The sequence below is a fragment of the Ruegeria sp. K3 genome (assembly GCF_056531845.1).
Genome location: NZ_JBQFMM010000012.1, coordinates 37,688 through 63,644 on the forward strand (window position 1 = coordinate 37,688; position 25,957 = coordinate 63,644).

Sequence of the window (25,957 nt, forward strand, 5' to 3'; positions counted from 1 at the left end):
TGGTGCCTAAGCGAGCGACCTCACATCACCTGCATATGCATGCGCATGGCCAGATTGCCCAGAATCCAAACTGTCCCGCCGATGATAATCAGCAGAACAAGTGTCGAGAACAGAACCAGGTCCAGATCCTCTCGGCTGCTGCGGCGGCGGTCGATGTGTAGAAAATAGATCAGTTGAACAACCAGTTGTGCCAACCCCAGAAGGCCTATGGTCATATAGACGCCTGGTGTTTCAATACCGAAATGATAGGCGATCACAAATACCACCAGCGTGAGCAGCAGTGACCCACCATAGCCAATCACGTAACGCCGCCGTTCGCGGTGATGCATCTCGGATCGTTTATCCATAAGCCAGCCCTCCGAAATACACGATGGTTATTATGCCGATCCAGATAAGATCGAGGAAATGCCAGAATAGCGCCAACCGCACCATACGCGACATCAGCAGATCGGTCAGCCCGAACATACGCAGCTGAATACCCAGCACGATTAGCCACAGACACCCGGCTGCAACATGCAAGCCGTGGAGCGGTACGAGACCATAGAAGGCCGACAAAAACCCGCTACGCTGTGGGATACCGCCTTGGGCTGCCATGTTCATGAAATCACGGATTTCCAAAACCAGAAAACTGAGCCCCAGCAACAGAGTCACTCCGAACCACAGCACGATCCGTACCCGAGGCAGGTTGTATTTCAACGCCAACATCGCCAGCCCGACGGTCAAACTGCTGGTCAGCAGAATGAGAGTCTGGGCAAAGATGCTTTTCAGGTCGAACAGCTCATGCGGGCCTGGACCGCCGGCCTGCGCGTCTATCATGGTGATATAGATCGCGAACATCAGGCCGAAATAGACCAGATCGCTCATCAGGAAGACCCAGAAGCCGAAAGTGACGACCTCGGTCGCCTTGTGGGCGCTGGCGTGGTCCTCGCCGAGGTTTATCCCCGGATAGCTGTGCTTGGGTGCGCGCCTCATGTCACGGCCTCCATATCCGGGCGGGCGAGGCCGCGATTTTCCGGTGTACTTTCATGATCGCGATCCACAGCGGCGGTGCTGTGGACCAGCGCCAACCACGCCTCGTGTTCTTTGCGGACCTCTTCGGCGGGGATGATGACCTCGGTGCTGGTGTCGAAACTCCAGATGATAATGGCGAGGATCATCGCGATGGTCATCAGTGCTGCCAGCCACCAGATCCACCAGACCAGAGAGAACATCCAGATGCCACTGAGCACGCAGAGGATAAACCCGATGCCGGTGTTGCGCGGCATCTCGATATCTTCGTAGGCCGCGGGTGCAGGATAGGCTTGTCCGCGCTCCTTAGCTGCAGCAAAGTCATCGCGGTCACTAACCTGCGGAATAATAGCGAAGTTGTAGGGTGGCGGCGGAGACGGGATCGACCATTCCAGCGTGCGCCCGTCCCAAGGATCACCGACCGGTGCGCGGGTCTGTTCTCGGTCGCGTATACTGACCCACAATTGGACCAGGATCGAAAGCAACCCGCAAGTAATCACTAGCGATCCTATGGCGGCGGTGATCATGTAGGGGTGAAAGCTGGGATCCTCCCAACTGAACGACCGGCGGGGCATGCCCATCAGACCAACGAAGTAGAGCGGCATGAAGGTCAGCAGAAACCCAACCGTCCAGCAGAAAACCGAAACGCGGCCCCAGAACTCGTTTAGACGGAACCCAAAGGCCTTTGGGAACCAGTAGTTATAGCCGGCGAGCAACCCGAACAGCACACCTGGTAGCAACGCGTTGTGGAAATGCGCAACCAGAAACAGCGTATTATGGACCTGATAGTCGACGGTTGGATTGGCAAGAACCACTCCGCTGAGGCCGCCGATGACGAACAACATCAAGAACGCAAGGCCATAAAGCATCGGGACCGAGAATCGAATGCGCCCACGGTACAGAGTCGCCATCCAGTCATAGACCTTTACCCCGGTCGGAATGGCGATCAGCATCGTGGCAATCCCGAACACCGCGTTGATCAGAGCGCTTTGCCCCATGGTGAAGAAATGATGCAACCAAACCGTGAAGGACATGACCGCAATCGACATTGTTGCGATGACCAGTGAGTTGTAACCATAGAGACGCTTGGCCGAAAAGGTGGCAAAGACCTCGGAATAGATACCATATGCAGGCAGGACCAACAGGTAGACCTCGGGGTGGCCAAACAGCCAGAACAGGTTGGCATAGTTCATCATGTTGCCGCCAAGGTCATTGGTGAAGAAGTGGAAATCGAGATAGCGATCCGCGGCCAGCAACAATGCAGCTACGCCAAGGGGGGGCATGGCAAAGATGATCAGAATCGAGCTGCAGATTATCGTCCAGCAATACATAGGCAACCGCATGAACTTCATCCCCGGCGCACGCAGCTTGTAGATCGTGACGGCAAAGTTGATGCCAGTCAGTGTTGTGCCCACGCCAGAGACCACGATGGCCCAGATCCAGTAATCCGGCCCAACGCCGGGATTGAACGCGGCCCCGGTATAGGGCGGATAGGCGGTCCAACCACCTGTTGAGAATTCGCCCACCACCAGCGAGACCATCAGCATTAGCCCGGACGAGACGGTCAGACCAAGCCCGATCTGGTTCATCACCGGAAAGGCCACGTCGCGCGCGCCTATCATGAGCGGAATTATGTAATTAGCGACGCCAAAGACAAAAGGTACCGCGACGAAGAACACCATTATGGTGCCATGAGTGCTAAACAGTTCCGCGAAATGCTCGGGTTCCAGAAATCCGTCCCCCGGTCCCGCCGCCTGTTGGGCCCGCATCACCACGCCTTCCAAGACGCCCCGCGCCAGCATGACGATGGCGAAGACAATGTACATGATGCCGATCTTCTTGTGATCAGCGCTGGTCAGCCAATCGCGCCAGAGCGGGCCCCACAACCGGAACCACGTCAGGATGCCAATCACTACCACTACGCCCACGATCACAATGGCAGCAGCAGCGTTTGCAATGATCTCATTTGCGCCAGGATTCTGGATCAGTCCAGCAATGGGAAATGCATCCCAACTCAGGCGACCGAAGAAGCCGGTCTCGGCATTTGTCATTGGCTTGCCTCCTGCCCGTATTCAGCCGTTCCGGGTTGCTGATCCAACTGCAGAGGCTCTCCGCTGTGGTAACGACGCAGGATCGAATGGAACAGGTCGCCCTCTTCCAGCGTGAAATAAAGCGCATTCAGCGGCATGAGTTCTGTGCCCAATGCCGCCTGCACCTCATCCCGATCCGTACGCATCGCCAACGTCCGATAAGTGCTTTCGGTCAACGGTATGCCATGCGCTTTTACACTGGCGACCCATGCCTGAAAATCCTCGGGCTGCATGGCTTGCGCCAGGAATTTCTGCTTTGTGAATCCTCGGCCATTATACTGTGTGTTCTCGCCTTGCATCGTCTCAGGCGAGTCTGCCACCAGGTGTAGCCGAGTCGTCATCCCCGGCATGGCATAGATTTGCCCTGCCAGCGCCGGGATCATAAACGACTGCATCACCGTGTCTGTGGTCAGCGTCATCGCAACTTGCTGTTTGATCGGTATGCCCAGTTCTCCCACCGTTGCGATGCCATGATCTGGATAGATGAACAGCCATTTCCAATCGAGGCCAACCACCTGCACATTTAGGGCAGGCTCTTCTCCAAAAGGGGCCGAATAAGGGTCAAGACGATGTGTCGCTTTCCAGAGATAGAAAGACAGGATCATCACGATCACGACCGGGACGCCCCACATCAGAAATTCAAGCTTCGCCGAAAAATCCCAATGCGGCGTGTATGCAGCATTTCCACCCTTACGTCGGCGATAACGCAGGGCAATCAGCGGCACCAGAGCCAGAACCGGTATCACAGCGATCAGGATAAGAGCCGTCGCGCGCAAAAGGTGTGTCTTTTGCACAGCTGCAATCGGGCCTTGGGGGTCCATGAAGCTATCACTCGCCCCGGCAGACTCAGCCGTCAACAACAGAGCAACAAAGATCACCAAGGCTGGCACAGCGACTGAATGTATCCGAGACAAGGTCACACCTGATGATCCTCTTGCGGCGGGGTTTCCCGGCAACTATCGGCAGAGTCACGGATTTTCTCAAGAACTTTTCCAAAATCACCCTGCGCCGCCGCTGTTGACATGAGGTCAAGCGCGCGCGAGACCAATCATATGCGTTTGGTTCTTGCTCTCCTCTCCCTGCTTTGTCTTGCGGCCCCTTCGGCCGCGCAGGATCGCGCTGCGGTTGAGCGTCAGTTTCAGAGCTGGCTGCAACAGACCATATGGCCTCAGGCAAAAGCCAAGGGCGTTTCGAAACGCACATTCCAAAGTGCCTTTGACGGGGTAACACTAAACTGGGACCTTCCTGACCTGGTTCCGCCGGGCAGCTCTAAAAAGACACCCAAGCAACAACGGCAGGCCGAGTTCGGCTCACCTGGTCGTTATTTCAATGCCGGATCAGTCCAGGGTGCCACCTCCGTCGGTCGCAAGATGGCTAAGCGCCACGCGGACACGCTATCACGTGTCGAGACAGAAACCGGCGTACCCGCCCGAATCATACTGGCCATCTGGGGCCGCGAAAGCGGATACGGACAAGTCCCGATCCGCCATAATGCGTTTCAGGTGCTGGGCACCAAAGGGTTCATGAGCACACGGGCAGAGTATTTCACGGCTGAACTGATTGCTGCGCTACAGATCGCTGAATCCGGTCACGGCCAAGGCCACGCACTGAAAAGCAGTTGGGCGGGTGCCTTGGGGCAGCCTCAGTTTATGCCCACAAATTTTCTGACTTACGCGCGCGATGGCGATGGGGATGGCCGAACTGATATCTGGGGCTCAGCCTCGGACACGATTGCATCGATCGGCGCGTATCTTGACGAGCACGGATGGGTGACAGGCCGCGACTGGGGGTTCGAAGTTATCCTACCCACGACCGTTTCTTGCGCGTTGGAGGGCCCTGATCAGGGGCGGTTGATCCGCGATTGGGTCGCCATGGGCGTAAATCGCGTTTCCGGCAAACCTTTTCCGGCACATGAACTTGATGCCGAGGGCTATCTTATGATGCCTGCCGGTCGTAGCGGTCCGGCCTTTATCGTAACGCCCAATTTCTATGTCCTCAAAGACTATAACACCAGCGACCTTTATGCGCTGTTTGTGGGACATGTCGGTGATCGCATCCGATACGGAGTTGGCGATTTTCGGGGTCGTTGGGGCGATGTCGGCAATCTCTATCGTTCAGATGTCGCCAGCATGCAGCAGGTGCTTGTTCAACAGGGTCATGACGTCGGTGGCGTCGATGGCCTGCCCGGATACAAAACCCGACGCTCGATCGGGCGCTGGCAAGAGGCTTCTGGAAGCACACCAACCTGCTTCCCCGATGCCTCATTGAAGGCCGTTCTGAAGCCGTAGCAGCGTACTGATTCGCCATTTACGAGCATCACTGCGAACACATTCACCCACGGTGATATGTTGAGCTTCACGAAAATGTCACTGCCACGAAGCGTTTCAAAATAAAATTTTAACACCTCCGCCGGCTGCGGTTCTAATCAGCCTTTGTGGTCTTCACCCACCGCAAAACCCTTTACCTTTGCTTCAAAACTGACAGGTTCATGGGCAGTGAAAGATAGCTTTCGCATTCGGATCTCCGACATTGCCTGATGCATGAATGCCGAAATTATCGATCTTGGCACGATCTAGATCAAGGTAAAGTCCAGACAATTGCCGGAGACAAAATGGCAGACAAGCGCCCACCGCGAATGCGGTTTGGACGTTCGAAACCATACAAAATGGGAGTAAACACATGAACAAAATAATCAGAACCTCTTTGGCAGGACTGTTGTCCTCGACCATCATTACCGGTGCTGCAATTGCTGCCGGTACACATCCCGAAACCGGAGAAGCCCTGGCCGACGATCAGACCTTCACCTATCGGATTCTCGATGAACACAGCTCGGTCGACCCGCAAGTCGTAGAAGATGTGTCGGGTGCAGAAATTGTTCGCGATCTGTTTGAAGGCCTGATGAATCAGGATGAGGACGGTAACCTGGTTCCTGGTGTCGCCACCGAATTCTCGGTCAACGATACCAAGGACGTTTACACCTTTACCCTGCGCGATGAAGCGAAGTGGTCGAATGGTGATCCGGTGACCGCAGGTGACTTTGTGTATGCCTGGAAGCGCGCCGTCGATCCCGAACTGTCGTCGCCCTATGCGTGGTTCATGGAACTGATGTCGATCGAAAACGCTGCCGAGATCATCGCGGGCGAAAAACCGGTAGATGAGTTGGGTGTCAAAGCCATCGACGACAAAACGCTGGAAGTCCGCCTGAGCGCCCCCCTTCCCTATTTCCCGCAGATGACCACACATTCGACAACCTTCCCGGCACCGCAGAAAGTGATCGAAGAATTTGGTGACGCCTGGACCAAACCGGAAAACATCGTCTCGAACGGCGCATATGTTCTGACCGAGCACCTGCCGCAAGAACGCTCGGTACGTGAACGCAACACCGCCTATTGGGACAACGATAACACCATCATCGACAAGGTCGTGGCGCTGGTCATCAATGATGAAAACGTCGCCCTGACCCGCTATTTGGCTGGCGAACTGGACCGCACCGAAATTCCAGCCGGCCAGTACCCACGTCTGAAGGAAGAGCACCCCGTAGAAGCCATCAGCTTCCCACGCCTGTGCAACTATTATTACACCTTCAATCTGTCTGATGGTGGCCCCGAGGCTTTCAAGGACCCGAACGTCCGCCAAGCCCTGTCACTGGCCGTTGATCGTGCGATCATCACCGAAAAAGTGATGGCAGGCGGTCAGCCCGAAGCCTACACCTTCGCCCCCGAAGCAACCGCAGGCTTCACCGTCCCGGCCGTTGAAATGGCATCCATGTCCCAAGCCGAACGCGACGAGTTGGCGAAGGAGCTTCTAGCAGAAGCAGGTTATGGGCCTGACAACCCTCTGAGCTTCCAGATGGTTTATAACACCGCGGAAAACCACAAGAAGGTCGCCGTTGCGCTGAGCCAGATGTGGAAGCAGAAGCTTGGCGTGAACGCCGAACTGGCAAATATGGAGTGGAAAGTCTTCCTCGAGGAGCGCGGCAACCAAAACTTTGAGCTGGCACGTGGTGCTTGGTGCGGAGACTATAACGAAGCGTCGACCTTCCTGGACCTGCTGCAGTCGGACTCGGGCTATAATGACGGCAAATATGCCAACGCGCGCGTTGATGAGCTGCTGGCCGAGGCCAAAACCTCGGACGATCCGGCTCCGCTTTACACCGAAGTTGAACGCATCATCGCCCACGAAACGCCTGTGATCCCGATCTATCACTACGCAGGCGTCTATATGATGGACAGCGATGTAGGCAACTGGCCGGTGAACAACGTCGAGCAGAACTGGTACTCGAAGAACCTCTACAAGCTCGCTGAATAATCGTCTTTGAACCACGCCCTGCCCCGGAGACATCCGGGGCAGGGCCAATAAACACGGGGGCATGAAATGCTTGCCTACAGTATAAAGCGGCTGCTGGTCGCTATTCCGACGATCCTGTTATTGATCGTCGCCTGCTTTTTCCTCATGCACATCGCGCCTGGCGGGCCATTCACCTCGGAACGGCCATTGCCGCCGCAGGTTCTGGCCAATATCGAGGCGCGTTATGGATTGGACCAACCGCTGTGGAAACAGCTTTGGGACTATCTGTACAACATCGTGGTGCATTTTGATTTCGGACCGTCCTTCAAATTCAAGGATCGGGATGTGAACGACATCATCGCGCAGGGTTTCCCGATTTCGCTAACCTATGGTTCGTTGTCCTTTCTGGTGGCAACATCCGTTGGCGTCGCGCTTGGAATTGCCGCTGCAATCAAACACAACAGCTGGATTGACTACTTTGCGGTGGGTCTGGGTATCGCCGCTCAGGCGCTTCCGAACTTCATCATGGGGCCGATCCTGATCCTGACCTTTACCCTGTGGTTGGGGTGGCTGCCGGGTGGCGGCTGGCATGGCGGTCAATGGCAGTATCTGGTGATGCCGGTGATTGCGTTGGCGACCTCCTACATGGGCTCAATCGCAAGGATTACGCGGTCATCGATGCTGGAGGTTCTGAACTCGAACTTCATTCGAACTGCACGGGCCAAGGGATTGCCGACAAGAACCGTGATCTGGCGCCATGCGCTTAAGCCGACATTGCTTCCCGTTGTCTCGTACCTCGGGCCGGTTTTTGTCTACGTTCTGACCGGTTCGGTTTTTGTCGACATCTATTTCTCAACCGGTGGTCTGGGGCAGGCCTATGTCGGCTCGGCTTTGTCTCGCGACTATGCTGTGCTGCTAGGGGTCACCATTCTTTACGGCGCGTTGACCGTGGTTGTGAACCTTCTGACCGACCTGGCTTATGCCTGGTTCGATCCAAAAATCCGATACTGAGGGGCAGGCAATGCTTGGAAAATCACAAAAAGCCGCCCATCTGGCCGAGGAAATCACTGATTACACGGTCATTCAGGGGCGCTCGCTTTGGCAGGACGCACGGATACGTTTTGTCCGCAACAAGGCCGCAATGGCCAGCGTTTTCATTTTGGGTCTGATCGTGTTGTTCACGATTGTTGGGCCTTACTTCGCGGTCTGGAACAATGAAGAGATCGATTGGAACGTCATGGGGGACGTGCGCGGCATGGGGATGCCATCCATCGAAACCGGACACTATTTCGGCGTCGATGATCTGGGGCGCGACCTATACAGCCGTGTCATTCAGGCCACCACCACATCGCTGCTGGTCGGTTTGATCGGGGCCGCGACCGCTCTGATCGTCGGCACCTGCTATGGCATCACCGCTGGATATATTGGCGGGCGCACCGACAGTGCCATGATGCGGTTCGTGGACATCCTGCTTGCAATTCCGGCAACACTGATCATCATTTTGCTGCTTGTCGTGGCGGGACGATCCTTTTTCATGCTGTTCATCGCCTTGGGCGCTGTTGGTTGGCTGACGATGGCACGGATTGTTCGTGGGCAAACCCTGACCCTCAAGAACCGCGAGTTTATCGAAGCCGCGCGCGCCGCCGGTGTCAGCGAATTTACCATCATGTACCGTCACATTCTGCCCAACCTGTTGGGCGTTGTGATCGTGTACGCTTCGTTACTGGTGCCCGAGATGATCCTGACGGAAAGCTTCATCTCGTTCCTGGGCCTCGGAATATCGGAACCCTACACCTCGTTGGGCCGGCTGATTGCCGAAGGGGCTGGCACCATGGCGTATGGCACGCTCTGGCAGCTGATGTTCCCTCTTACTTTTTATGTCGCCATCATCATCACCATGTTCTTCATCGGTGACGGGCTACGCGACGCTTTGGACCCGAAGGATCGCTGATATGAGTCTATTTTCTGTCAAGGACCTGAGCGTTCGATTTGATACACCCGACGGCGTGGTTGAAGCTGTAAAGGGCATCAGTTTCGATATTAATCCCGGCGAATGTCTGGGCATCGTCGGCGAAAGTGGCTCAGGCAAAAGCCAGACGTTCATGGCAGCAATGGGGCTGTTGCCCTCCGCTGGCCATGCGTCTGGCTCTGCTTTGCTGAATGGTCAGGAAATCTTGAATCTACCTGTGAACAAAATCAACAAGATCCGTGGCTCAGACGTCGGCATGATCTTTCAGGATCCGCTGACCGCCCTGACCCCACATCTGCGGGTCGGCCAGCAGATGCGCGAAGTGCTACAGGTTCACGAAGGTTTGCAGGGCTCGGCTGCCCGCCAACGTTGCCTTGACTGGCTGAATCGCGTTCGCATCCCCGAAGCGAAACGGCGGCTGGATCAATATCCACATGAATTGTCTGGCGGCATGCGCCAGCGCGTGATGATCGCCATGTCGATGCTGTGCAATCCCAAGTTGCTGATTGCGGATGAGCCCACAACCGCGTTGGATGTGACCGTTCAGGCCGACATTCTGGACCTGATGGTACGGTTGCAAAAGGATGAAGGTACGGCCATAGCTCTGATCACCCATGACATGGGCGTTGTTGCGCGCATGTGCGACAATATTCAAGTCATGCGTATGGGTGAGTTTGTCGAGGCCGGTGACACGCGCGAAGTCTTTCGTTCTCCTCAGCATGATTATACCCGAACGCTACTTGAGGCTATGCCGCGAATTGATGCGGGCGATGCTCCGAAAGCTCTTACGCAGACGGAAGAACCGTTACTGAAAGTGGATGACGTCAAGGTGCATTTCCCGATCCATGTCTCGGGCGGTCTTTTTGGACATAAGGTGCCGCTGAAAGCCGTAGATGGCGTGAGTTTCGACATTCGAAAGGGCGAGACCCTGGGTGTTGTTGGAGAATCCGGCTGTGGCAAATCCACGCTGGCCCGGGCTGTGCTGCAACTGATCGAACCCAGCGCGGGTAATGTCAGCTGGCTGGGGCATCCGATCGTCGGGCTGAAACGGGCCGAGTTGAACAAGTACCGCAAGGACCTGCAGATCGTGTTTCAGGACCCGCTGGCGAGCCTTGATCCACGGATGACGATCTCGGCCTCGATCGCGGAACCGCTGAAAACCTATCGCCCGGATCTGACCGAGCGGGAACGCAAAGAGTTGGTCGCCGAGATGATGGAGCGTGTTGGCTTGAAGGCCAACATGATCAACCGATATCCGCACGAACTATCCGGGGGGCAAAACCAGCGTGTTGGAATCGCGCGTGCCATGATCAACAAACCAAAACTGATTATCTGTGACGAGGCAGTCTCTGCGCTGGATGTGTCCATTCAAGCCCAGATCGTAGGATTGTTGCGTGAACTGCAACAAGAGTTTGGCCTATCGATGATCTTCATCAGCCACGATTTGTCTGTGGTACGTGCGGTTTCGAACCGGATCATGGTTCTATATCTGGGCCGCATCGTTGAATTGGGCGATGGTGAAGTGATCTGCTCCGAACCGAAACATCCTTACACTCAGTCCCTGATCTCGGCGGTTCCGATCCCTGATCCGGATGTCGAGCGCAGCCGCCAACGGCTTAAACTGCCTGGAGAATTGCCTTCTCCCATGGATCCGAAAGCAGCTTTGCGCTTTTTGCCCAGCAGATTGTCTATGGGTGAGACCGACTATGTACCTCAACTCAGTGAGATTGCCCCGGATCACTTCGTCGCCGAACACGATCCGCTTGAGGCGATTATGGCCAATGCATAAGCTTACGCGCCCGATCCAATCTATCGGGCGCGTTTTAAACTTTATTGAAAAAGTGATTAGTGGATTGGTTCATTGATCCAGCTTTCGGTCGTGTTTCGTTTTGACTCTGCCCTTAAGTTAATGGCAGATTCCAGCGAACCCGTAACTGACCAGCCGGGTGCGATTGATTGGTAGGATTTTAGATTATATGTGGGGCTCCGGCATCACCGAGAGTCGTCGGCAATATAAAGAATTAGTGAGGTAGTATGGTACGCAAAGTCACCAAGGCGATATTTCCCGTAGCGGGAATGGGCACTCGGTTTCTTCCGGCGACAAAGTCGGTGCCAAAGGAAATCATGACATTGGTTGATCGTCCACTGGTCCAATATGCCATCGACGAAGCGCGTGCGGCCGGGATCACTGAATTCATCTTCGTGACATCGCGCGGAAAATCAGCGCTTGAGGACTATTTCGATCACAATCTCGTGCTGGAGCAGGACCTCAAATCCAAGGGCAAAGACGAACTGCTTGAAGTATTGAACGCAACCAATATGGAAAGCGGAGCAATTGCCTATATCCGTCAACACAAGGCTTTGGGATTGGGGCATGCGGTCTGGTGCGCCCGTCGACTGATCGGGGATGAACCCTTTGCCGTGATGCTGCCCGACGATGTGATTGCCGCCGACAAACCCTGCCTACAGCAGATGGTCGAAGCCTATGAGGAAACCGGCGGCAACATGGTCGCCGCGATGGAAGTTCCCAACGAAAAAACCAGCTCCTACGGTATTCTGGATACCGGCCAGAATGTTGGAACGGTTGTCCGTGCCAAAGGAATGGTTGAAAAACCGAAACCCGAGGACGCGCCATCCAATCTAGCGGTGATCGGTCGTTACATCTTAGGTCCTTCGGTTCTATACAATCTGAACCAGAAAAAGAAGGGAAGTGGCGGCGAAATCCAACTGACCGACGCAATTGCCGAGGATATAGGCAATGGTGTTCCTGTTTTTGGCTACAAGTTTGATGGACAGCGGTTCGATTGTGGTTCAAAGGCTGGCTTTCTGCAAGCAACGGTCTCGTTCGCATTGGCCCGCGATGATCTGCGCGACGACCTAAACCAATATCTGCATGAAGTCGTAGCCTCTGATCGGGCCGCGCAGTAGGCCTAGTTGTGTCAGCTATTCCGATTTCAATTCAATAGTTTAAGCTAAAAGGTTCAGAAGGGGCAGGCACCGTGAGCATGGTCTATCCTGTAATTTTATGTGGCGGATCCGGTACTCGGCTTTGGCCGTTGTCGCGTAAAAGCTACCCCAAACAGTTTGTTCCGCTGATTGGTGAAACCAGCCTGCTGCAGCAATGTGCCGAGCGGTTGAAAGGCCCGACCGACACGCCTTACGCCAAACCTCTGATCCTGACCAACGAGGCTTTCCGCTTTGTTGTCCCTGAACAATTGATGGCCATCGGAGTCGATCCGGGTCCGATCTTGATCGAACCCGAAGGACGCAATACTGCACCTGCAGTGCTGGCCGCTGCCCTGCACCTTTCATCCACTGACCCCGACGCGATGATGCTGGTGGCCGCGTCGGATCACGTCATTCCAGACAGTGCGGCCTTTCATGCGGCCGTCGCCGAAGGGGTCCGCACAATAGCCGAGCGTGGAGATCTGGTGACGTTTGGGATCACACCCGACCGACCCGAAACCGGATATGGCTACCTTAAGCTCGCCCAAGCACCGGACTCGTCAGGCGCTTCTGTGCAACTTGACCGGTTCGTTGAAAAACCCGATCTTGAAAACGCCAAGGCAATGGTGGCTGAAGGGAGTTATCTTTGGAACTCGGGCATCTTTTTGTTCGCAGTCCGAGATATCCTTGAGGCGTTCGACCAGCATGCACATGATCTAATTGCGCCCGTTCAGAAGGCGGTTGCGCATGCGCAGTGTGATCTGGGCTTCCTGCGGTTAGATCCCGAGGCCTGGGCGACGGTTCAGGACATCTCTATCGACTATGCGGTTATGGAGAAGGCCGACAATCTCAGCGTTGTCCCTTATGCCGCCGGGTGGTCAGACGTGGGCAGCTGGTCTGCCGTACAAGAGCTTAGCAACCCCGATCCGGACGGCGTTGCAACTGCCGGCGAAGTGACCGCCATAGATTGTCGAAACGTGCTGGTGCGTTCTGAATCGCCCGCGCAAGAAGTTGTTGCAATGGGGTTAGAGAACGTAATCACCGTGGCTATGCCTGACGCGGTTTTGGTCGCCAGCATGGACCGGGCGCAAGACGTCAAGCAGGCCGTCGCAGCATTGAAGGCAAAAGGCGCCAAGCAGGCGGAAGCATTGCCCGTTGATCATCGCCCTTGGGGATGGTTCGAAAGCCTCGTCATCGGCGATCGGTTTCAGGTCAAACGCATTCACGTCCACCCCGGCGCTTCGCTGAGCTTGCAATCGCATCACCATCGGTCCGAGCATTGGATTGTCGTGGAAGGCACCGCCGAGGTGACTATTGACGACAAGGTACAGCTCGTGTCTGAGAATGAATCCGTCTATGTGCCGCTCGGGGCCGTGCACCGGATGGTAAACCCAGGCAAAGTGCCAATGGTTCTTATCGAGGTGCAGACCGGGACCTATTTGGGTGAAGATGACATTATTCGCTACGAAGATGTCTATGCGCGTGACTGAGATCTGATTTCAAGAACTGATCCAAGTTTGGGGCATCTGCAAGGCAGATGTCTCCATATTTCTGAGACCAAATCTTAAAAATTCGAAACCTGGGCGTTCGGCTGGGTCAGGCGGGATTTACGCACATCACGGCAGTGTGGCGCGCAATCATCATCGGACCGACACCACTGGAGGATGCCCATGCCACAGAACTCTCCCCGTCTAAATGTGCCCTATCTGCAACCCGCGCAGGCCCAAAAACATGTGACCCATAACGAAGCGCTGCGTGCGCTAGATCTGGTGGTGCAGCTAAGCGTTGCGTCCGTTAACGCGACGATCCCACCAGCTGCTCCTGATCAAGGTGAAACCTATGCATTGGGCACGTCTCCGATCGGGGCATGGTCCGGACAGGATGGAAAACTGGCGGCTTGGTTGGACAACGGGTGGCATTTCTTGACGCCCGGCATGGGCTGGCGGGCTTGGGATCAAAATGCAGGGCTGTTGAAAGTCTGGGACGGGTCGGCGTGGATCGACCAGCCGGTCAATACACAGAACCTTTCCGGGATCGGCATCGCAACCGGATCAGACAGCACAAACCGTCTGGCCGTACGTAGCCCTGCCACCTTGTTGACGCATGAGGGCGCTGGCCACCAACTCAAGATCAACAAGGCTGGTGCCGGTGATACTGCCTCGCTGCTGTTTCAATCGAACTGGACCGGCCGTGCCGAAATGGGCCTATCCGGCGATACAAATTTTTCAATCAAGGTCTCGCAGGATGGCGGAAGCTGGGTCGATGCTTTGCGGCTTGACGCCACAACCGGAACAGCCAGCGGAGCGGCTGTGCAAAGCAGCGCCGATGACACCACCTCGGGTCGCCTGATGCGGGCAGATTACGGGTACGGACCGGGCAATGTGCTGGGCACCGTATCCGAAAGCAGCGGTGTACCCAGCGGAGCGGTGATCGAGAGGGGCAGCAATGCAAATGGTGACTACACGCGCTTTGCTGACGGAACCCAGATTTGCACCGCCGTTCTAAGTGCGATGGCCTGCACGACCGCAACTGGTAGTATGTTCGCCAGCGGTACCGCCAATTGGGATTTCCCTATTGCCTTTGCTGACAGCAGTTCTCCCGCTCTCAGCGGGAACGGCGGCGGTATTGGCCGATTTATGGGGTTTGACGCACCTTCAGAAACTCAAGCGACGTATCAGGTGATGGCTCCATCCTTGGACGCTACCAGTATAGCGCCAACAGTGATCGCAGTCGGACGTTGGTACTGAATAAAGACCGTTCGGGCCATCGCCCGGACGGTTATCGTTCTTGCAAATTAGTTTCTGACCGATCCAGACAACACGCAAAGATCTGTCTTATCCTGTACCCAAGATCGATACCAGGAACCCAGCTAACAACCCTATCATTTAACTCTTTGTGAAAGCGGCAGATCAAGGCCAGTTATAAGGCCGCCGTCCATACGCGATATCGACCCTGCCCGGTTACTTCGCGGATTAGCCCCCTATCGCTGAATTTGTCCAGATTTCGCTGTGCCGCTGCACGCGAGGCATGGGTCAGTTCTTCGGCCAGCGGGGCGGAAACCATCGGCCAAGCCGTTAATGCATCAATCAGCACGGGTGGGGTTCGACCGCTTAGGTCCGAAATGGCGTCGCGGGCGCGCCCTTCCCAAGCGCTGATCCGGTCCAAATGCAGCAAAGCCGCAAGTGAGGCCTGGCCTGCCCCCTGAATCCAGGCCGAAAGTTTCTCGTCCAACGATCCTGCCCCCCGCAATGCACCTGGGCCCGACAGAGAAAGCGGCATGAACAATGCGCCACCTCGACCCATCGCGGCGGCATGGCGGGCCGCGATGACCGCGGCCTCGGTATCCTGTCCGATGCCAGGAGACAACGCGCGCCACGCGTGAAATCCGATGGCGGCCTGGGTAACCGGGTGCAAACCGGCGACATTTCGCATGGTTTCCGCCAGATCAATCACTGCTTCGGGTGTATCTTCGAAACCTTGGGCCTGACGGTCTAGAAAAGCGGTCAGCCCCGCATCCCAGCCGCCCTCTGATGGCGCAGCACCCGACGACAGCCGCCTCACTGCCCATCCCGCCCGATACAAAGCCTGCACATCATCACCGGTTGCTCCGATCCGCAAACCGGTCCAAAGCGCAAGGCGGTCGACGCTGATCCGGTCGCCCGTCCACCAGCCCAGATCCGAGACCTCCATCAGGGCCAGACGGTGACCCCACCCCTTGGGACCCGCGCGCAAACGTTCATCCAGAGCTCCAAATGTGACGGCCAGATCGGCAAGTTCAGCCGATAACTCGGATTGGGCCGCACGCCAGTCCCTTGGGTCAAACAGCAAACGCTGGTCCGGTCTCGGTACAGAGGGCAGAAATTCTCCCGGGTCTTCTTCGCCGTCGGGCGGAAGGAACCACAAATCGTCGTCTTCCGGCGGATCGGCGTCATAGATGCTGCGCGGCCCTTCTTCCAAGGCCTCATCATCCGGGTCCGGTATCTGAGGGTTCGGCTTCATGTCGGGTATTCTTCGGGCATTTACCGCGGTTCACAAGTGGTTTTGCGAATTCTTGTCGCTCAGCCTGAAAACGCCTCGGTCAAAACATTTAGTTCTCCACTCAGGTCAGTTTGCGCATCGCCACCCAACAGCATATAGCCGTAGCCATCATTCGTCCATGTCGCTGTCGCAAGACCACTGAGCACCGCAAGATTCACATCCTTGACCGGTGCTCCCGCGCCTTGCCGGATCACACAAAACGCCACCGGATTACCCTGGGTGTCAGCAAAGACCACCTGCACCAAAGGTTTACCTTTGAACGACAGTACCTGAGCACGTTTCAGATCAAGGCCCGGCAGAGTTTCCAACACGTCCCGGTTCAGTGAACGACCCAACTGAGCCTCGGCCTGAACAAACTGCGCGTCCAGCGTTTTCTGAGAATTGTCCAGATCGGCAATCGTGTCCGGTGAATAAAGCGATTGATAGATCGCAGCCTGCTCCGCCCAGCCCAATGCCTGTGGTCGCGTGGCCCAGAATGTTGCAGACGCAGCAATAACAGCAACTGAGGCTGCGACCGCCAGCAAACGGAGCGGTCCGGCATTGGATTGTTGAGCGCTCGGAATGGGCAGATCGATCGAAGGCGCCTCAGTTGGAATGCCTTCAAAAGCCTGCTGCACAACCTGGGCAAATGGGTCGAGCGCCATGAGACGGTGTTCGAGTGCAGAATCCTCGGCCACCGCGTCTTCGATGGCGCGGGCTTCGGCCTCATCGAGGCTGCCTTCCAGATAGGCCAGAAGTGTTTCGTCGGAAAACTTCATTTGCCACTCCGTTGCACGGTGTCAGCCGCATCGTGCTGCATAACGGTTTTCAGTTTCTGCCGGGCATTGGAAAGCCGGCTCATGATTGTGCCGATGGGTACGTCCAGCATATCCGCAGCTTCGCGGTAGCTGTAGCCTTCGACAAACACAAGCATCACCGTTTCACGTTGCGCCTCTGGCAGCTGCATCACTTGAGTAAACACCTGAGCGGCGAAAATATTCGTTTCTGAATCAGGCCCTGTCGCGACTAATTCCGCCTCGGGCGTGACTGAAAGCGCCTGCGCCTTTCTTACGGATCGCGCCCGTATCTCGTTCAGCCAGATTGAACGGCAGATCGTCATCAGCCAACTGTCCAGCCGTTCATACGAGGTGACCTGGTGGTGCTTCTCCAACGCACGCAATGCCGTCGCCTGCAACAGATCATCCGCAACGTCCGACGCACCCGACAAAGCCAGCCCAAACCGCCAGACCCGTTTCGAGTGGGTCTGGATTGCGCCGCGCACGGCTTGTTCGGTGCTCATCTCAACACTCATCGAATAAAACGCGACCTGTGTGTGTTTGCTTTGACATGGGACCGGGCCCGCTTGGTCAGAACTGTCATAGATCCTGGAGGAAAGAAATGAAACTTCTGTTCAAAACAATCACGATTGCGTCGGCTATTATTGCAGGCCCGGGTCTGGCTGCAGATTGGACACTAAACCCGGATGCGTCTCATCTGGCTTATGGAACGGTCAAGATCGATGATGTTGGAGAGGTCAATTCTTTCACCAACCTTTCGGGTCATGTCAGCGAAGATGGCAAGGTTAGTATCGATATCGATCTGTCGTCGGTCGAAACGAATATCGACATCCGTAACGAAAGGATGATCGAGTATGTGTTTCGCAAGGCCGCGACCGCGACATTGAGCGCGAATATTGATATGGACCAAGTGTCGAAACTGGATGTGGGGGCCAGTAACACGATTGAGGTGGATGCGAAGCTGGCTCTGGCGGGGACCGAGGTGGAATTCTACACCGATATGTTTGTCCTGCGTGTGGCCGAAGATACCGTCATGGTTTCAACCAACGACATGGTGTTCATCAGCACCGAGGATGCGGGCGTTTCGGCAGGCGTAGACAAGCTGATGGAGTTGGCGCAACTACCCAGCATCACCCGCACCGTACCGGTGACCGCACGATTGATGTTCAGTCTCGAAGGTTGAAACCTAAGAAAAGTACGGGGTCGAGTTTGGCCCCGGCTTATGCCCCCCAAGTGTCGCTTAGGCGATAGCCGCCAGGCCATGGGTCATCGGGGTCCAACATGTGCTGGTGCGTACCCGTAATCCAGCCTCGCCCCGAGATTTCCGGGGTGATCGCCACGCGGCCGTTCAGATCATGCCGCTCTACGATACGACAGCGAAATTCACTGTTGATGACTGAACGCGCGTGGTAGCGGTCGGTCATCGTCATTTCTCCCTTGGCCAGCAAAACCGCCATCCGCGCTGAAGCACCGGTGCCACAAGGTGAACGATCCAGCTTACCCGGTTTGATGGCGACAGTATTACGTCCGATGAGAATATCGCCCTGACGATCGAGCGGGCCTGCAATCTGGCAGAACGAAATGTGACTCCAGTCTTTACTAGGGTGATCGAAGCCAAGCTGCTCATTGGCAGCATCGGTGATACGCGCGCCAATCCTTGCAAGATCAGCCCCTTCATCAGGGGTAAGCTCGAAACCCAGATCGGCGGCATCGACAATTGCAAAACTGTCGCCACCAAACGCGGTATCCACGCGCAACGTCCCGATGCCCTCAACCTCGATCCGAGCATCCAGCTTGTCGACGAAACTTGGCACATTATGCACAAAGATACGTTCGGCCTTGCCATTTCGGCATTCGGCGCGGACGCGGATCAACCCTCCTGGGGCTTCCAATGTCAGATGGGTTTCAGGCTCGTGCATCGGAAGAATGCCACTGTCCAACAGAACCGTTGAGACACAAATCGAGTTGGAGCCTGACATCGGTGGCGTGTCTTCTGGTTCCATGATGATGAACGCTGCATCCGCCTCGGGTTTTTTTGGTGGAACCAGAAGATTCACATGGCGAAAGACACCGCCGCGAGGTTCATTCAGCATGAAATCCCGCAATGTCTGGTCTTCAGCGATAAAGGTCCTTTGGTCCCATATCGTCTCTCCCGGAGGCGGAGCGACACCACCGACGATAACGTCGCCCACTTCGCCTTCAGCATGGGCCGAGATTACATGGATGGTTTTGGAACTGCGCATAAAGCCTCCGAAAAGCCGATAGATAATGCGCAGTCATGCAAAACAGATCCGGTCTGGCAAGCCCTATCGCAGCCGCTGACCCGTCTCGGGATCGAACAGCATCGCACGCTCAGGACGAACCGAAAGCCCGATGCGGTCACCGGTCGTACTGCGTTGGTCTTCCCGTTCTTCCACAATCAGCTTATCGCCATTTGGCGTCAGCAGATAAGAATATGAAACACCACCGAGCGCTTCGGTCAGATCAACTGTGCAGGTGTCACCGTTTCGATCCACCTGAATATGCTCGGGGCGAATACCCAATGTTACTTTCGTCGCTCCTTTGGGAACGCTCTCGGTGACCGGGACATCATCAGTAAGTGCAGGGTGCCGCACCATGCCGTCCACGACATCGCACTCAAGGAAGTTCATTGCAGGAGACCCGATGAAACCCGCCACGAACTTATTGTCGGGGTCGCGATACAGGTCCATAGGGGCTCCCACTTGCTCAATCCGACCGTCGCGCAATACCACGATCTTGTCGGCCATGGTCATCGCCTCAACCTGATCGTGCGTAACATAGATCATCGTCGCACCGATTTCCTGATGAAGCCGCGCAATTTCAACCCGCATTTCCACGCGAAGTTCTGCATCCAGATTCGAGAGCGGTTCGTCGAACAGGAAAACCTCGGGGCCGCGCACAATGGCACGCCCGATCGCGACCCGCTGACGCTGACCACCCGACAATGCTTTGGGTTTGCGTTTAAGATATTGGTCGAGCTTCAGAATATTTGACGCTTCCTGAACCTTCTGATCGATCTCGGCCTTGGCAACACCGTTCATCCGCAGACCAAATCCCATGTTCTCGGCCACGGTCATATGGGGATAGAGCGCATAGGTTTGAAAAACCATCGCCACTCCGCGTTTGGCAGGATCCACATGCGTGACTTCACGTGCGCCGATATGGATTTCCCCGTCCGAGGTTTCTTCCAAACCCGCGATCATCCTCAAAAGCGTGGACTTGCCGCAGCCCGAGGGGCCCACGAATACGCAAAACTCACCATCTTCAATCTGCAGATCAATCCCGTGAATGACCTGCGTCTGGCCATACCGTTTGATCGCGCCTTTCAGGGTTACACCTGTCATGTTGCTTGCATCCTATTCTGTTGGCCCTCGGGGAACCGCCACGCCTGTGCTTCTGTGCCGATCTGTTCAGCGACGCGCCGGACGCGCGGCACCCAAGATTGCAATTGTTCGAAATCCATTCGCCCAGTCGATCCTGTCACCGAGAGGGCCCCCAACATGCGGCCCCCGTTAGTCAGAATCGGGCAGGCAATGCAGATGATGCCAGGCTCATGCTCTTCATCATCAACTGCGTAACCACGGCTGCGGATCTTAACGAGATCAGCCCGCAATGCCTTTTCCGAGGCCAAGGTCTTGTCAGTGAACCGATGAAAGCTTTGTTGCGAGATCGTCTTTTCCAACTGTGCCTCGTCCAAATAGGCCATCATCGCTTTGCCAACGCCTGTGCAATAGGCCGGGCCGACCTTGCCGGCCTCAGAATACATCTCAATTGGTCGTTGCGCGTTGCGCTTATCCACATAAAGCACCTGCCCGGAATCAAGTTGCGCCAAGTGCACGGTCTCCCCTGTCTCGGCGCTGAGAGCGTCCAGGAAAGGCCGCGCAATTGGAGCTAATGAGCTATGCGTCCATGCCGAATGCGCCAGTCGCACCAATCGCATACCTGGCGAATAGGTCTGCCGTTCCGGTTCGTAGTGCAGCATGCCCTGATTGGTTAGCGACTGCAGAAAACGGTATAGCGTCGCCTTGGGAAATTCACTGCGTTCCAGCAATTCCCCGAACCGCACCGGGCGTTCGAAGGCCGCGACCTGTTCCAGCACGTCACATGCTTTTCCTATTGTTCCGTCACCTGCCACGGGTGCCTGTTCTCCTCCACTTTCCCTCGGCTTTGGGCACGAGGGTCTTGACAAGAGTAGCCGAGTCGATGTGTAGTTTTCAATATATAAAACATGGTTTCAATATTTGAGACCAATATGGAAGCTTAAGGGAGGAAACTATGCATTCCATGTTCAAGCGCACAGCGGCTGCTTTGGCTGCCAGTGTGGCACTTGCTGCGCCCGTCGCGGCAGAGCTGACCGGCGAGCTGCGAATCTTCCTCGATACGTCCAACCCGGCGCCGCGCGCGACGATGGAAGCGATGATCGAGCGATTCGCGGCCGAACATCCCGGTCTGGAAATTGAAACCACCGTGATCGACCGTGAGGCCTACAAGACCCAGATTCGCAACTTCCTGACGGCTGACACGCCAGACGTTGCCACCTGGTATGCAGCCAACCGGATGAAGCCTTATGTTGAAGCGGGTCTTTTCGAAGACGTCTCGGACCTGTGGGCTGAACCTGAAATCGCCGACAATCTGGCCTCGACCAAAGGTGCGATGACCATTGATGGCAAACAGTGGGGCGTTCCGTACACCTACTATCAATGGGGCGTTTATTACCGCAAAGACATCTTTGATGAGCTGGGTCTGACCGAGCCGACCACTTGGGAAGAAGAACTGGCCAACTGCCAGAAGATCGTCGATTCCGGCCGCGCCTGTTATACCATCGGCACCAAGTTCCTGTGGACAGCAGGTGGCTGGTTTGACTATCTGAACATGCGCACCAACGGGTTCGACTTTCACAATCAACTCGCAAATGGCGAGATCAGCTGGGAAGACGACCGGGTTAAGCAGACCTTCGCCAACTGGAAACAGCTGATCGACATGGGCGCATTCATTGACAACCACCAGACATATAGCTGGCAAGAAGCCCTGCCCTTTATGGTCAACGGTGAGGCCGCCGCCTATCTGATGGGTAACTTCGCTGTGGCTCCGCTGCGTGAAGCAGGCCTAACCGACGATCAGTTGGACTTCTATCAGTTTGTCGCCATCAACCCCGATGTTGAACTGGCTGAAGACGCGCCGACCGATACGTTCCATATCCCGGCCAATGCCTCGAATAAGGAAGCCGCGCGTGAGTTCCTGCGTTTCGCAGTCTCTGCGGACGAACAGACCGAAATCAACAACGGTGCAAACCTCGGCCAGTTGCCTGTGAACGCGCAATCCGCAGTGGACGACGACAAGTTTCTGCAGCAGGGCTTTGTCATGCTATCGTCTAACAGCCCCGGCGGTGTTGCACAGTTCTGGGACCGCGACGCACCAGCGGAAATGGCAAAAGTGTCGATGGAAGGCTTCCAGGAATTCATGGTCAAGCCGGACAACGCTGACAAGATTCTGGCCAAGCTGGAACGTGCGCGCGAGCGCATCTACGACAACTAAATCTTGTCCAGGGTCGGGCTGAAGCCCGGCCTACACCTTGCACAATAGTAGGGCGGGCTTCAGCCCGCCTTCACCCACCAGATCCGAGATGCCCATGACCGCTGCCGTTGACGCCCCCGAGCAAGAAAGCTGGTTCCACAGAAACCAACAGCGCATCGCGCCCTGGCTGTTTTTGGCTCCGGGTCTGTTGTTCTTCATGGTCTATGTGATCATCCCGGTCTTTCAGTCTTTCAATCTGTCTCTTTATGAATGGGACGGTTTAGGTGCAGCTGAATATGTCGGCTTTCGAAACTATGAAGATCTGTATTGGGAATGGGTGGACCGCGACGCTTTCTACATCTCGCTCAAGAACAACCTGATCTGGCTGATCCTGTATCTGGCCGCAATCCCTGCAGGCTTGTTTATTGCACTGTTCCTGAACCAGACGGTCTGGGGCATCCGCCTCTACAAGTCTTTGTTCTTCTTTCCCTTCGTCATCTCTCAGGTCGTCGTTGGGCTAGTATTCACATGGTTCTACGACCCAACCTTTGGCCTTCTAAACGAATTCCTAAGCCTCTTTGGCCTCGGTCCACTGAACGTGCTGGGGGATGAGCGCTTCGTAACCTACGGCATCATCTTCGCAGGTCTATGGCCACAAACGGCCTATTGCATGATCCTCTACCTCACCGGCCTTAACGCCGTCGACCCCGAACAGATCGAAGCCGGGCGTCTGGACGGCGCAAAAGGTGGGCGAATGCTGTGGCACATTATTCTGCCGCAGCTGCGCCCGGCAACCTTCATCGCATTCGTTGTGACAATCATCGGCGCGCTGCGCAGCTTTGACCTGATCTCGATCATGACACAGGGCGGTCCTTTTGGCTCGTCCCGCGTGCTGGCCTACTACATGTTCGAGGTCGCGCTGTCCGAATACGGCTTCCGCATGGGATATGGCGCAGCTATCGCTGTGATCCTGTTCCTGATTATGCTCTGCTTCATCGCCTACTTCCTGTGGTCGATGTACCGCGAAGAAAGGGGGCACTGAGATGTTTCCCAAACCGATCGAAAAACAACCCCGTGCGGCACAGATCACTTATCAGGCGATGTTGCCTCTGGCACTGCTACTATGGCTGGGGCCCCTTTTGGCGGTCGCACTTTTCTCGGTCAAACCAGCCGCAGACTTCACCAATGCGAATTACTGGGGGATGCCGTCCAGTTTTGAGGGCGCGTTCAACTATGGTCAGGTCTTTTTCAATTCGGATATGCCACGTTACTTGATGAACTCGTTCCTGATCACCGTACCAACGGTAATCGGGGCCGTTGCGCTCAGTTGCATGACAGGCTTCGCGCTGGGGATCTACAAATTCAAATCGAACCTCTGGATCTTCTTCATGTTTGTGGCGGGCAATTTCGTACCCTTCCAGATCCTGATGGTCCCTGTGCGCGATCTCACGCTGGAGTTGGGCCTTTACAACACCAAAACAGGGCTTGTGCTATTCCACATCGCCTTCCAGACCGGGTTCTGCACGCTCTTCATGCGCAACTTCATCCGCGCCCTGCCATTCGAACTGATCGAGGCCGCACGGGTCGAGGGCATTAGCGAATGGCGAATCTTCTGGTACGTCGTTCTACCACTGATGAAACCGGCCATCGCCGCACTCAGTGTCCTGATTTTCACCTTCATCTGGAACGACTATTTCTGGGCTGTTGTTCTGACCCAAGGGGCCGAAAGCCAGCCCGTGACAGCCGGGATCACCAGCTTTAACGCGCAATTTCGCGCTGCTTATCAGTTGATGAGTGCCGGTTCTATAGTGGCAGCCCTGCCGCCGGTTGCCATGTTCTTCCTGATGCAGAAACACTTCATCGCGGGCCTGACCCTCGGTGCCGTAAAATAACGTCAAACCAGAGGTTTACCTCATGACCAAGATCACCTTTGTAGGTGCAGGTTCCACGATCTTCATGCAGAACATCGTGGGCGACGCCCTGCTCACCCCTGCCCTTGCAGACAGCCACTTTGCGCTGATGGATATCGATCCGGTGCGCTTGGCTGAAAGCGAGGCTGTGGCCAAGGCCATGATCCGCTCAGTCGGCACGGCTGCAACCGTCTCAACCCACACGGATCGTCGCGCGGCGCTGGACGGCGCAGATTTCGTGATCACTGCCTTTCAGGTTGGCGGGTATGAGCCTTGCACGGTGACAGATTTTGAAATCCCAAAACAATATGGCCTGCGTCAGACTATCGCCGATACGCTGGGTGTTGGTGGCATTATGCGCGGCCTGCGCACTGTACCCGTTCTGTGGGGCGTCGCGCAGGACATGATGCAGTTGTGCCCCAATGCAACGCTGCTGCAATACGTGAATCCGATGGCCATCAACACCTGGTCTCTGGCTGAGCGCTTCCCTAATCTGAAACATGTCGGCCTGTGCCATTCTGTCCAGAACACGGTCGAAGAACTGGCGCATGATCTAGACCTCCCCAAGGCGGACTTTCGCTACAAAGTTGCCGGTATCAATCACGTCGCGTTCTTCCTCAAGCTCGAGCATGAAGGCCGCGATCTGTATCCGGCTTTGCGTCAGGGCTATCGCGCCGGGCATTTACCCAAGCCTCCGCTGCTAATGCCGCGCTGTCCAAACAAAGTCCGGTACGAAGTGATGGACCATCTTGGATACTTCTGCACCGAAAGTTCCGAGCATTTTGCAGAATACGTTCCTTGGTTCATCAAAGACGGTCGCAATGACCTGATCGAACAGTTCAGCATACCGCTGGACGAATACCCGACCCGCTGTGTCGAGCAGGTGGCCAATTGGAAGGAACAGGCAAAGACCCTGACAGATGGTCGGAACATCGAAGTAACCCGAAGCCATGAATTCGCCGCCGACCTTATGAACGCAATCGTGACAGACACACCGTACACAGCCTACGGCAACCTGCCAAATACGGGTCAGATTCCGCAACTACCCCTAGGTGCAGCGGTTGAAACGCCGTGTCTGGTTGACTCGAATGGCGTCCAGCCTTCCGTGGTCACGGATATCCCGCCACAACTGATCGCGTTGATGCGGACCCAGATCAACGTACAAGAGCTAACGGTTCGCGCGCTGACCGAAGAAAACCCCGAATACATCTATCACGCCGCAATGATGGATCCCCATACTGCGGCCGAGCTGGATCTGCGCCAAATTCGCGGCCTCGTCACCGATCTGCTTTCTGCCCATGGCGATTGGCTGCCAGATTGGTGCCGCCCCGCCCGCGCAGCTTAATCTTCGTCTTCTCAAAAAACACTCAATTCCAACGCCAGACAGACAGAGCCAAT

23 protein-coding genes are annotated in these 25,957 nt (G+C 55.8%); 13 read left to right on the top strand and 10 right to left on the bottom strand.

The features are described from left to right. Positions 1-20 precede the first annotated feature (20 nt). From ACR0MP_RS18710 to ACR0MP_RS18725, 4 genes are read right to left on the bottom strand one after another with little or no spacing between them, the layout of a single operon-like run. The gene (locus ACR0MP_RS18710) at positions 21-347 is read right to left on the bottom strand and encodes a cytochrome o ubiquinol oxidase subunit IV (protein WP_255612219.1); all 327 of its coding nucleotides are present in this window, start codon (positions 345-347) and stop codon (positions 21-23) included. Beyond that, positions 340-972 (bottom strand): cytochrome c oxidase subunit 3, encoded by a 633-nt coding sequence (locus tag ACR0MP_RS18715; RefSeq protein ID WP_170635842.1) that lies wholly within the window; start codon positions 970-972, stop codon positions 340-342. The genes ACR0MP_RS18710 and ACR0MP_RS18715 overlap by 8 nt, the downstream gene beginning before the upstream one ends. Next, positions 969-3,059 carry a cbb3-type cytochrome c oxidase subunit I gene (locus ACR0MP_RS18720; protein ID WP_170407812.1) on the bottom strand — a complete coding sequence of 697 codons (2,091 nt, stop codon included), beginning with the start codon at positions 3,057-3,059 and terminating at the stop codon, positions 969-971. The genes ACR0MP_RS18715 and ACR0MP_RS18720 overlap by 4 nt, the downstream gene beginning before the upstream one ends. Next, positions 3,056-4,018 (bottom strand): cytochrome ubiquinol oxidase subunit II, encoded by a 963-nt coding sequence (locus tag ACR0MP_RS18725; RefSeq protein WP_170407810.1) that lies wholly within the window; start codon positions 4,016-4,018, stop codon positions 3,056-3,058. The genes ACR0MP_RS18720 and ACR0MP_RS18725 overlap by 4 nt, the downstream gene beginning before the upstream one ends. A 132-nt stretch (positions 4,019-4,150) precedes the next feature. On the opposite strand from ACR0MP_RS18725, the gene ACR0MP_RS18730 reads away from it, so the two are divergent. From ACR0MP_RS18730 to ACR0MP_RS18765, 8 genes are all read left to right on the top strand, one after another. Continuing rightward, positions 4,151-5,386 carry a lytic murein transglycosylase gene (locus ACR0MP_RS18730; protein WP_480887545.1) on the top strand — a complete coding sequence of 412 codons (1,236 nt, stop codon included), beginning with the start codon at positions 4,151-4,153 and terminating at the stop codon, positions 5,384-5,386. A gap of 391 nt (positions 5,387-5,777) precedes the next feature. Then, complete coding sequence (locus ACR0MP_RS18735; protein WP_480887547.1) at positions 5,778-7,406, top strand: peptide ABC transporter substrate-binding protein; 1,629 nt, start codon at positions 5,778-5,780, stop codon at positions 7,404-7,406. Between the two features lie 66 nt (positions 7,407-7,472). Beyond that, positions 7,473-8,396 (top strand): oligopeptide ABC transporter permease OppB, encoded by a 924-nt coding sequence (oppB, locus tag ACR0MP_RS18740; protein WP_170394485.1) that lies wholly within the window; start codon positions 7,473-7,475, stop codon positions 8,394-8,396. Positions 8,397-8,406: 10 nt separating this feature from the next. Next, positions 8,407-9,336: an ABC transporter permease subunit gene (locus ACR0MP_RS18745; RefSeq protein WP_170407802.1), complete on the top strand. Its 930-nt coding sequence runs from the start codon at positions 8,407-8,409 to the stop codon at positions 9,334-9,336. Between the two features lies 1 nt (position 9,337). Further along, positions 9,338-11,143, top strand: a complete 1,806-nt coding sequence (locus ACR0MP_RS18750; RefSeq protein WP_170596175.1) for an ABC transporter ATP-binding protein — start codon at positions 9,338-9,340, stop codon at positions 11,141-11,143. A gap of 245 nt (positions 11,144-11,388) precedes the next feature. Further along, positions 11,389-12,282 carry a UTP--glucose-1-phosphate uridylyltransferase GalU gene (gene galU, locus ACR0MP_RS18755; RefSeq protein ID WP_170407796.1) on the top strand — a complete coding sequence of 298 codons (894 nt, stop codon included), beginning with the start codon at positions 11,389-11,391 and terminating at the stop codon, positions 12,280-12,282. Between the two features lie 77 nt (positions 12,283-12,359). After that, entirely contained in the window at positions 12,360-13,790 is a 1,431-nt protein-coding gene (locus ACR0MP_RS18760) for a mannose-1-phosphate guanylyltransferase/mannose-6-phosphate isomerase (protein ID WP_170407890.1), read from the top strand. Between the two features lie 180 nt (positions 13,791-13,970). Then, the gene (locus tag ACR0MP_RS18765; protein WP_480887550.1) at positions 13,971-15,047 is read left to right on the top strand and encodes a DUF2793 domain-containing protein; all 1,077 of its coding nucleotides are present in this window, start codon (positions 13,971-13,973) and stop codon (positions 15,045-15,047) included. Between the two features lie 172 nt (positions 15,048-15,219). Here the strand turns inward: ACR0MP_RS18765 and ACR0MP_RS18770 are convergent, their stop codons facing one another. From ACR0MP_RS18770 to ACR0MP_RS18780, 3 genes are read right to left on the bottom strand one after another with little or no spacing between them, the layout of a single operon-like run. Next, positions 15,220-16,299: a helix-turn-helix domain-containing protein gene (locus ACR0MP_RS18770; protein ID WP_170646940.1), complete on the bottom strand. Its 1,080-nt coding sequence runs from the start codon at positions 16,297-16,299 to the stop codon at positions 15,220-15,222. A 59-nt stretch (positions 16,300-16,358) separates the two neighbouring features. Continuing rightward, on the bottom strand, positions 16,359-17,096 hold the full coding sequence (locus ACR0MP_RS18775; protein WP_480887552.1) for an anti-sigma factor: 738 nt from the start codon (positions 17,094-17,096) through the stop codon (positions 16,359-16,361). Then, the gene (locus ACR0MP_RS18780) at positions 17,093-17,617 is read right to left on the bottom strand and encodes an RNA polymerase sigma factor (protein WP_255612221.1); all 525 of its coding nucleotides are present in this window, start codon (positions 17,615-17,617) and stop codon (positions 17,093-17,095) included. The genes ACR0MP_RS18775 and ACR0MP_RS18780 overlap by 4 nt, the downstream gene beginning before the upstream one ends. Positions 17,618-17,715: 98 nt before the next feature. Between ACR0MP_RS18780 and ACR0MP_RS18785 the strand changes: the two genes are divergently transcribed. After that, positions 17,716-18,297 carry a YceI family protein gene (locus ACR0MP_RS18785; RefSeq protein ID WP_170635849.1) on the top strand — a complete coding sequence of 194 codons (582 nt, stop codon included), beginning with the start codon at positions 17,716-17,718 and terminating at the stop codon, positions 18,295-18,297. Between the two features lie 37 nt (positions 18,298-18,334). On the opposite strand, the gene ACR0MP_RS18790 is transcribed toward ACR0MP_RS18785, so the two are convergent. The 3 genes from ACR0MP_RS18790 to ACR0MP_RS18800 form a co-directional block, all read right to left on the bottom strand. Continuing rightward, on the bottom strand, positions 18,335-19,357 hold the full coding sequence (locus ACR0MP_RS18790; protein WP_170646941.1) for a trans-3-hydroxy-L-proline dehydratase: 1,023 nt from the start codon (positions 19,355-19,357) through the stop codon (positions 18,335-18,337). Positions 19,358-19,420: 63 nt separating this feature from the next. Next, positions 19,421-20,479: an ABC transporter ATP-binding protein gene (locus tag ACR0MP_RS18795; RefSeq protein ID WP_170407775.1), complete on the bottom strand. Its 1,059-nt coding sequence runs from the start codon at positions 20,477-20,479 to the stop codon at positions 19,421-19,423. Beyond that, a complete protein-coding gene (locus tag ACR0MP_RS18800; RefSeq protein ID WP_170394450.1) occupies positions 20,476-21,270 on the bottom strand; it encodes an IclR family transcriptional regulator in 795 nt (264 codons plus the stop codon). The genes ACR0MP_RS18795 and ACR0MP_RS18800 overlap by 4 nt, the downstream gene beginning before the upstream one ends. Before the next feature lie 140 nt (positions 21,271-21,410). Here ACR0MP_RS18800 and ACR0MP_RS18805 point away from each other — a divergent pair, with 140 nt between their 5' ends. The 4 genes from ACR0MP_RS18805 (at position 21,411) to melA (ending at position 25,904) form a co-directional block, all read left to right on the top strand. Next, a complete protein-coding gene (locus ACR0MP_RS18805; RefSeq protein ID WP_170394448.1) occupies positions 21,411-22,670 on the top strand; it encodes an ABC transporter substrate-binding protein in 1,260 nt (419 codons plus the stop codon). Between the two features lie 94 nt (positions 22,671-22,764). Then, on the top strand, positions 22,765-23,691 hold the full coding sequence (locus ACR0MP_RS18810) for a carbohydrate ABC transporter permease (RefSeq protein ID WP_170394445.1): 927 nt from the start codon (positions 22,765-22,767) through the stop codon (positions 23,689-23,691). 1 nt (position 23,692) lies between these two features. Then, on the top strand, positions 23,693-24,541 hold the full coding sequence (locus tag ACR0MP_RS18815) for a carbohydrate ABC transporter permease (RefSeq protein WP_170394442.1): 849 nt from the start codon (positions 23,693-23,695) through the stop codon (positions 24,539-24,541). Positions 24,542-24,563: 22 nt separating this feature from the next. Next, positions 24,564-25,904: an alpha-glucosidase/alpha-galactosidase gene (gene melA / locus ACR0MP_RS18820; RefSeq protein WP_170407771.1), complete on the top strand. Its 1,341-nt coding sequence runs from the start codon at positions 24,564-24,566 to the stop codon at positions 25,902-25,904. The last annotated feature ends 53 nt before the right edge of the window (positions 25,905-25,957 follow it).